Source organism: Adlercreutzia sp. ZJ141 (assembly GCF_011038965.1).
Taxonomy (GTDB): domain Bacteria; phylum Actinomycetota; class Coriobacteriia; order Coriobacteriales; family Eggerthellaceae; genus ZJ141.
This window is the reverse complement of sequence record NZ_JAAKEB010000032.1, coordinates 1-8,274: the sequence shown is the minus strand read 5'-3', so window position 1 is coordinate 8,274 and position 8,274 is coordinate 1. Positions and strand designations below refer to the sequence as shown.

General features: G+C 49.6%; 5 protein-coding genes. 1 reads left to right on the top strand and 4 read right to left on the bottom strand.

What is annotated here, in order from left to right; all coding sequences use genetic code 11:
• From G7Y44_RS10355 to G7Y44_RS09965, 4 genes are all read right to left on the bottom strand, one after another.
• Positions 1-337: hypothetical protein (locus tag G7Y44_RS10355; RefSeq protein WP_206214466.1), on the bottom strand; the 337-nt coding region annotated here is incomplete at its 3' end.
• A 78-nt stretch (positions 338-415) separates the two neighbouring features.
• Complete coding sequence (locus G7Y44_RS09975) at positions 416-2,842, bottom strand: hypothetical protein (protein WP_165249593.1); 2,427 nt, start codon at positions 2,840-2,842, stop codon at positions 416-418.
• A gap of 15 nt (positions 2,843-2,857) precedes the next feature.
• Positions 2,858-4,708: a DUF262 domain-containing protein gene (locus tag G7Y44_RS09970; protein ID WP_165249591.1), complete on the bottom strand. Its 1,851-nt coding sequence runs from the start codon at positions 4,706-4,708 to the stop codon at positions 2,858-2,860.
• Between the two features lie 171 nt (positions 4,709-4,879).
• A complete protein-coding gene (locus G7Y44_RS09965; RefSeq protein ID WP_165249589.1) occupies positions 4,880-5,077 on the bottom strand; it encodes a hypothetical protein in 198 nt (65 codons plus the stop codon).
• Positions 5,078-5,293: 216 nt separating this feature from the next.
• Here G7Y44_RS09965 and G7Y44_RS09960 point away from each other — a divergent pair, with 216 nt between their 5' ends.
• Complete coding sequence (locus G7Y44_RS09960) at positions 5,294-8,161, top strand: bifunctional diguanylate cyclase/phosphodiesterase (RefSeq protein WP_165249587.1); 2,868 nt, start codon at positions 5,294-5,296, stop codon at positions 8,159-8,161.
• Positions 8,162-8,274: the final 113 nt, after the last annotated feature.

The window sequence follows — 8,274 nt, the reverse complement described above, 5'->3', positions numbered from 1 at the left end:
TTTCTTGTTTGCTGGGCAAACAAATGTCTCTTTTGCTACTGTTCAGTATTTTCCATTCCTTTTCTACCAACATGGCAAGCTGATTGGTAAGGCTATATCTAACATCATCTTCAGTTATAACGTAATATGGCTTCGAGACAGTCGTTGGCAGCGATGCAATACAGAGGCAAACATCAGGATAATTTGTATCATTGCGGAAAGCCTGATTTTTGGCAGATTCCATGTCGAATGGGCATTTGCTCAACTCGTTCCATGTATCCAAAATATCTTGTTCCAGAGGCGTAATCATCTTCTTGACTTTCAGAAGCTCGATCAACAATCTGACTCTATCCATCATTCCACTCCTCGGGTTGTTTGCTGTTGCCTGCGAACTGAAAGAGCCTGTCGTGATAGTTATGCGTCTATCTTCTTCCGTTTAGAAAGAAGCTTGGGAAAGCTCTATCGACGCTGGTGGCTTCTTTCTCGTCTCGTTCAGCGCTTTGGCGAGTTCGTCACTACTATGTTTCATATATTTGCAACTGCGACTGAGGATTTTGATCATTCTTTTTGGGCTGATCTCGCATTTTTCATCATCGTTATCATCGTTATCAGGAATATCTTCATCAAGGACGCCGCGTTTTATCGCTTCGATTTCCGCTTCTAGCTCAATGATTCTCTGATTCAGTACAGAGTGAATTTCTCTGACAGAGGAAAGGTCACTGTATCTCATAATGAGAATCTCTTCACAGAAGGCTACAAGTTTGGCGCATTCGTTAAGAACGTAGCTTTCACCGGTAGAAAGCGCCATCGAGGTGACTGCAGAGACTCCCGAGCCGCCGACGGCTCCGAGTAGTGCTCCGCCGCCTGCGATGAACATGGTGCCACCTGCCATGCCAAAACCACCAGCAGCAATGGCACCACCACCAAGGAAGGCTAAACTCGCGCTTGTGAGTGCCGCTCCGTAGAGTGTGGCTTCAAGTCCGAATGCGGCAGCTAATGTCGGTGCTATGCCGGGAGCGAAATAGAATGCGAGTCCTCCGGTGGCAGCTACGATAACCACGGTACCGGCAACACTTGCCACACGTTTAGTGACAACATTGTCAAGTCTGTCTTTGGCACTGATCACAGCCTTATTAATCTTGGAAAGAACCTTCTTATTCACTATGGTCTGTTGCTCACAGAACACATCACTGAAATAATCGCTGCCCAACTTGAGGCCCTTATAAAGCTCATCATTGTCGCCATACAGCGGGATGTATGGTCTAAATCTTTTGGCTTCCATGGCGATAAGATATAACCATGATTCGCTAGTACTGTTACTCTGCTTCTCAATGTAGTCGTATATTGCTGCGTTATCTAGGAAGTATCCGGTGTCAGCCGCCCAGACAAGATCAATCGCCTCGACGACCCTCTCGTCCCACTCTTTGAGCCAAGTGCGCTTCTTATTGGCTCGCTTAGGATGCTTCTCTGTCGCAATGTCATGGGCGACAATGGCGTGTTCAATCGAATGTAGCAAGCGTGCCTGCATAAAGTCCAACTTGAGACATCCGAGGTTAGAGAGGCTATGCTCGAATGCCTCTTCAGGAGTCTCATCCTCTGTATGATTCTTGCCTTCAAGGGCGGCATTCGCATCAACGACGCATGCAATCACGAAAGTTGCAACGCCGACATAGTTCACACGTAGGAAAAACGCAACCGGATCCTCGCTCTTAATCGCTCTCACCGCTGCGTCTGCGATGTCCACGCCGGTGAAGATACCACTTGATACGGTGACCATACGACGCATGGCGGATGTGTTCCAGGGAAGAATATCCTCTGGTGCGATGCGCCCGAGATCGGAAATTCCCCGTATCTTAAGCTCCCTGATTTCACGAGACAGTCTGCGACAAAAGTAGAATCCACGCACAACGCACTGGTTGATGAGCACCGGAATAGTTTGCCTGCTGATTTCGCCGAGTATACCAATCTCAGTACGGAGGTCGAACTTCCTCATGCTGCTCTTGATAATCTTACCGTTCTCGTCGTGATCAGCAAAAAAGGTACCATTGAATAGTTTAGTCACCCACAGACGGAACCCCATATCGCCGTCTGTGGAATCTTTGAAGAACGGCAGCGACGATAGTTCCTTCATGAACGAGACAAGGGGTCCGGGGATGCCGGTACCACCCATCAGCGAGCCACTCGATCCTGCCATGTCGCTTACCATATGGAAAAACCAGCCGATGGTGCCGAAAGCAATCTTTTCCTGGAAGTTTTTACCGATGCACGCCTTGTGCGATTCGGGTACGTGAACCACGCGTAAAGTACCTGTCTCGTCAGTTCCCACAACTAATCCAGTGAACTGCGTAATGATCGAAAAGAATAGCCCTCCGATGCTGAAATGGTGAGAAAAGTCTCGTAAGTGATGGTTCAGCCCACCGCCGAAATCATTAGTGTTTCCATCTGCGGCGAACGGATACTTTTTCTCCAGGGTTTTGATAGCGCTGTTGAGATCGTCGCCGGAATAGCCTTCCACACGAGCGACCTTCATCACAAGTTTTTCGACTTTCTGGGTGCCCCACTCACTTGCGCGGTCAAGGGAAAAATCACCGACATAGAAAACATCGATGAGGCCGGCGAGAACACCGCTGCTTACAGCGACTATATAGTCGATCTTGTCAGCTTTATCAACGTGAGGTTCCCACTTAATATCATCTCTGAGGGTTTCGGTCACGTCTGCATAGACATTACCTATGTTTGATGAGCTTCTGTAGGCGTCAATTCCAGAGATAAGGAATTTCTGTTTCTCCTGAAAGGTAATCTCGTACTGTACAAGCGGGCTGTCTTCATCAATATAGAAAGCTGTGGCGATAGTGTTGTTCATACCATCAACACCCCGCTAGAACTCGATATCGCCAAATGTGAATGCCCGCAGCGCGAGCACCACAAGCTTCTCAGTCCTCGCCTCGATTTGCTCTTTCGTCCAGTTATCCACACTCACGAGGTCGTCATTGAGATTTAGTCCGTTGCGGTAGCCCACATTTGCGCCGTTTGAATCCTTGCGGTCTCGCTTTTCCATGAAGGGCATGTTGCTTAGCTTCGAGTTGTAACCAGTGATGGTCAGATTACCAAGGGTATGAACGTGTGTAGCTTGAATCTCCTGAGCTCTTAACTTATCGCCTCCGCCGATCATTTCCACCCAGCTAGCTGGGATATTCTCGCCCTGTGGGAATACATGCTCAATCGTCCATACGTAGTTACCCGATGGGTAGCGTTCCCAGAGTCCCTTCATTTCCTTGGTAACACTCGGCTCAGCGAGTATGGCGAGGATGTAGCGCGTCATATCCGGGTTCACGTCATATATTGACCCCTCAAGACATTCCTTGAAGGTGATGTCGTTTGCCGACACATCGACAAGCCTACGCTTGATGTAACTGGCAACATCTATACCCTTCAGCTGCTCATCCTCAATGCCTTCGCAAATGCTGATGAAAAGGCGCTCCAGATCACGGGTTGGTGGTGTGTCGGTCACATTGCGCCGTACGAAGAATTTGACGAGTAGAGCTACGATTCTGGCGATGAGTCCGCTATCCAAGCCGAGTTCCGTTTCTCTCTTCATAAGGTAGAGAAGCATCAGGTACGAAGGTACACCTTGAGCACGCCCGATTTCGACAAACTGCCGTTCGAGCTCATCGTCAATATCCTCACGCTCTACTCCAATAATCTGTGAGTATATTGCTGAGTTACAGAGGAGTTCATCGAGGACACCGAGTGCGCCGGGGTCTTGACCTATTCTCTTCTCGTAAATCTTGAGCAGGTTCGAGCGTGTGGCCACCGAACCGAGCGGCAGCTGTGCACCGCCCTCCTGCACGAAGGGTCTGTTAGCGCCGCGCCGAAAAGCGTCGTAGTTCTGTCGAAAAAAACGCTCTTGGGTGGCATAGTCCTCGCCAAGGTTGCGGAGTACTTCTTGCCACTGCTCAAAGTAGTAGTCTAATTCGGCGCCATCTGCATCGGCTACCTTGGCGAGCAGGGTGTTCTTGATCAGGTCGACGGCACTAAGCGGAACACCTCGGTTATTCAGTGACGCGAAAAGTGTATATGCGTCAGCGTGGCTGTCTACGTTGATTTGTACGAGTACGGCGGAACAGAGCAGCCTATTCTTGTCAAGCAGTACGCGTACAGCTTTATCGTCGCACATACCTGCAATTTCTTCACCGAGCCTATCGTAGAAATACTCAAAGGACTTCGACATCTTTCGAACACCGTGGTATTTTGGGCGCTGCATCACAACCGCGAGACCAGCGTGTTCCTTAAGAATCCAACGATAGTCATCTTGGTTGTGATTCTGCACCTGCGGCACGACTCGCGTCATTCCCTTGTTAGATTTGAGAATGAGTCTGTTGCGCAGTGGTCGGACGTCGTCGAGCTGCATGTCTTCATCGATGGCGTTGGCATGCTCGTTGATGCGAGCGTATATTGCGGCGAGAAGAAGGCTGATGGTAGTCAGTCTCTGTTGGCCGTCGATGACTTCGAAGTCTACAATGTTAGTCTTCGGATCAATTTCTCCCTGAATCACGATAATGGATCCAAGGAAGTATCCTGAGTCATTATTAAAAACATCATCGTAGAGGTTCGCCCAGTCACGCTGTCCCCACGTGTATTCGCGCTGATAACGCGGTATGGTATACACCTTCAACGCATCAGTTGAAAGGATACTCGCAATCGAGGGATCGCTTACGTTCTTGATCATGTGCTACTCGCTTCCGGTCTTTTTCGCATAGAACTTAAATAGATGAGCAACGATTATCTCCGTCACCATGGAAGTTGGCTTCATGGGTCGCTTTAGCTGCTCGTCGAGAGAATCATGTGTGACGCATAATCGACGTGCAGATTGTTTATGTAGTTGTATTCGTCTCTATCTTCATTGTGTTAGCTTCTCGATAATGCAGAGCTTCACAAAAGAGGTGAAGTTCATTCCGTTAAGAATCGCGGCCTCCTTGGCGGCGTCCCGAAGGTTACCGGATATTCTCATGGTTACGGGTACCGTCTCTCCTCCGGCGAGAAACGTCTGTATTTCAGTCGGTGTAGCACCGTTCTGTAACAACTCGCTGTACTTCATGACACGTCCTTTGGTTGAATGCGCGCTGCATTACACATGCATGAATTTTATCACCCTGCTAGACTACCGTCCTTAGCTGCCAGCAAAGACTCGTTCTATCAGGTCGTCTTAAAAATGAAAAACTGTCGTGAAAGATATCATCTCGTATTCTTGAAACGGTTATGATACGGGAAGAGTGTTTGTGACAAAACTATACATATGTCAGGAGGTAATCATTTGTATCCATTGCTGATCGTCCGAGTTGAGATCGTCTGCTTGATACTTCTGATATTTCTCGGCATTAACGCGCGCTATTATAAAATGGGAAAAGACAACGGCAGCTTTAAGAGGATGCTGTTCTTTGCCATTGGCCATGTTGTGTTTGACATAATCACCGTGCTGACGGTGAATAATCTTGACCAGGTTCCCATCTGGGTCAATTATATAGCCCATGTGGTGTTTTACTTGTTCGCCATTCTGTTTGCCCATGAGTTCTTCTGCTATGTGATCGCTCTGTCTTACAGTGAGAAGCGAATTCAGAAGGTGGTCAGAATTCTGGGACTTTCCCTGGTGGGGCTTTATTTGATCCTCCTGCCGGTGCTTCCCATTGAGTATCTTCAAGGCAACGGAACCAATTATAGCCTGGGACCGGCAGCCGTTGTAGGTTATGGCCTTGGCATGATATTCTTAGCTGGCAGCGCCGTGATCTTAACCGTGAATTTCAAAAAGTTGGCGCCCCATGTGCGAATGGCCTTAATTCCCATGCTTACTGTGATGGTGGCGGCGGAGTGCATCCAGATTGTGGTGCCCGAGCTACTAATTACAGGCGGCGCGGCAACCGTTGTTACGGTGGCATTCTTCTTCTCCCTGGAAAATCCGGCTGATGTGTTTAGGCAGAAGCTGCTGATCGACGCACTCACCGGCGTAAAGAGCCGCAACAGTTATGAGCTCGAGATCCAGCAGATGGAGAAGGAGTTCGTTCAGAACCGGGATATCCGATTCGGGATGGTATTCTGCGATATCAACGACCTGAAGGAGGTCAACGATAAGTTTGGCCACCTGAAAGGCGACGATTATATCGGTGACATCGCTCAGATTCTGATGCGGGATCTGCAGGGAGCAGAAAGCATCTACCGTATGGGTGGCGATGAGTTTCTAGCCATATATCGCAATACGGATAAGGCGAAGATCCAGCAAGAGATCGATTTAGTCAATGCGGACTGCAAGGCCATGTCCGAAAAGGTACCCTACCAGATGAGCGTTGCTATCGCCTACGCCATATCTGGCGAGGAATACGCCTCGTTGCGCAATGTGCTGCAGACGGCCGATTATCTGATGTATCAGAACAAGACGAACATGAGGCGGGAAAAATCCCGTCTGTCACAGGACGGACAGCAGATGAATGTTGCCGGCTTGACCGACCGCATCTTCGATGCCTTTGCCGCAACAGGTGGGAGGAACTACCTTTTCATGGCTAATCTGGCTACCAACGTTTCCCGCTGGTCTTTGGCAGCGGTGGATTATTTCGGTCTGCCCGGCGAATTCATTTATGATAACGCGACCGTTTGGATGAAGTATATCCATCCAGATGACCGCGCCGACTATCGTGCGGATATCGGCGCGGTCTTCAGCGGGAAGAAAAAGGAACACAATATAGAATACCGTGTTCGCAACAAACGGGGAGAGTATGTGGTATGCACCTGCCGGGGTAGAATTCTGAAAGGCAAAAACGGCGAACCGGATCTGTTTGTTGCTACCTTAGTCAATCACGGCATCGGAGAGACCATCGACCCCATTACAGGGCTTCACAACGAGCGTATCTTGGTTCCCTACATGGAAAAGCTGTTGCAGGAGAAGACCAGGGCATCCTTCCTGACGGTGAAGATCTGCTCCTTCAGCAGGATCAATCTACTGTATGGCCACGTAACCGGCGATCAGATCCTGGGGCAGTTTTCCGTAATTCTAAGAAGGATCGTTGCTCAAAAGGGACGGGTTTTCCGGATCGGAGAAACCAGATTTACTCTTTGCCTGCCGGGAATGGATGCGGAGGATGTTTCCAGGCTCTATAGCAACCTGACAAATGCCGCCCGCTTCGAGATTACCATGGATTCCATCACCATTCCCTTAAGGCTGGCAGGTGGAGCCTTTACCGTGGATGAAGAATATACCGGCAGCGTCGCCACTGTTCGGAACAACCTGACCAGTGTGTTGGAGCGTTCCGAGCAAGAAGACCATGGCCGTCTCGCATTCTACAGCGATCCAACTCGAGGTGAGAGCCAGGTAGACTTCAAATTGCTGACCGCCATCTATCAGGACGCGGTGACGGAACGAAAGGGCTTTCGTCTGGAGTATCAACCCGTTCACCAAATGGATACCGGAGAGGTCATCGGGGCAGAGGCTCTGTTGCGGTGGCGGAGCGAAGAATTCGGCAAGGTGCCCCCGGGACAGTTTGTACCTTGGCTGGAAAACGATCCTTGCTTCTTCCAGGTGGGCTGGTGGATCCTTCGGAAAGCCCTCACAGATGCCCGGGAAATGCTGCCGGTGGTGCCTGAATTCGTGATCAAGGTCAATATCACCGTCTTGCAGTTGGAGGACGAACGGTTTAACACCATGGTGCTGGAGGTACTGCGTGAGACCGGTTTCCCGCCCCAACAGCTTTGTCTAGAGCTGACGGAGCGTTGCCGTGAACTGGACGAGGAATACCTGAAGTCTCAAATCGAGTTCTTTCACAAGTTTGGTATTCAGATTTCCCTAGACGATGTAGGCACCGGCTTCTCTTCCCTGGGTGTTTTACTCAATCTCCCGATAGATGAGATTAAGCTGGACAAAACCTTCATCACGGATATACGCAGCCGGGAGGCTAATCAGGCGTATGTGGGCGCAATCGTGGATGCCACTCGCAGACTAGGTCTCCATAGTTGCCTTGAGGGAATCGAAGACCGGAAGACCTACGAATATCTTCGCTCTTTCGGCGCAACCTGCTGCCAGGGATACTTTTTCTCAAAGTCTCTGCCAGCCAGAGACTTCAAAGCCTACCTACTAGCGGAAAAGAGGGGAGGCAACAGATTTAAAGAAACTTTGGAAAAGAGTTTTAGCGCCATGTGAGAAACCCACAGGCTATGCCTGTGGTGCGGTAGACGGTTAAACCGTACCGCTGACATGAGAATCAGAAAAAGGCTTTCCTGTCCTATGATGGGCCTGCGATGGTCCAGATCGCA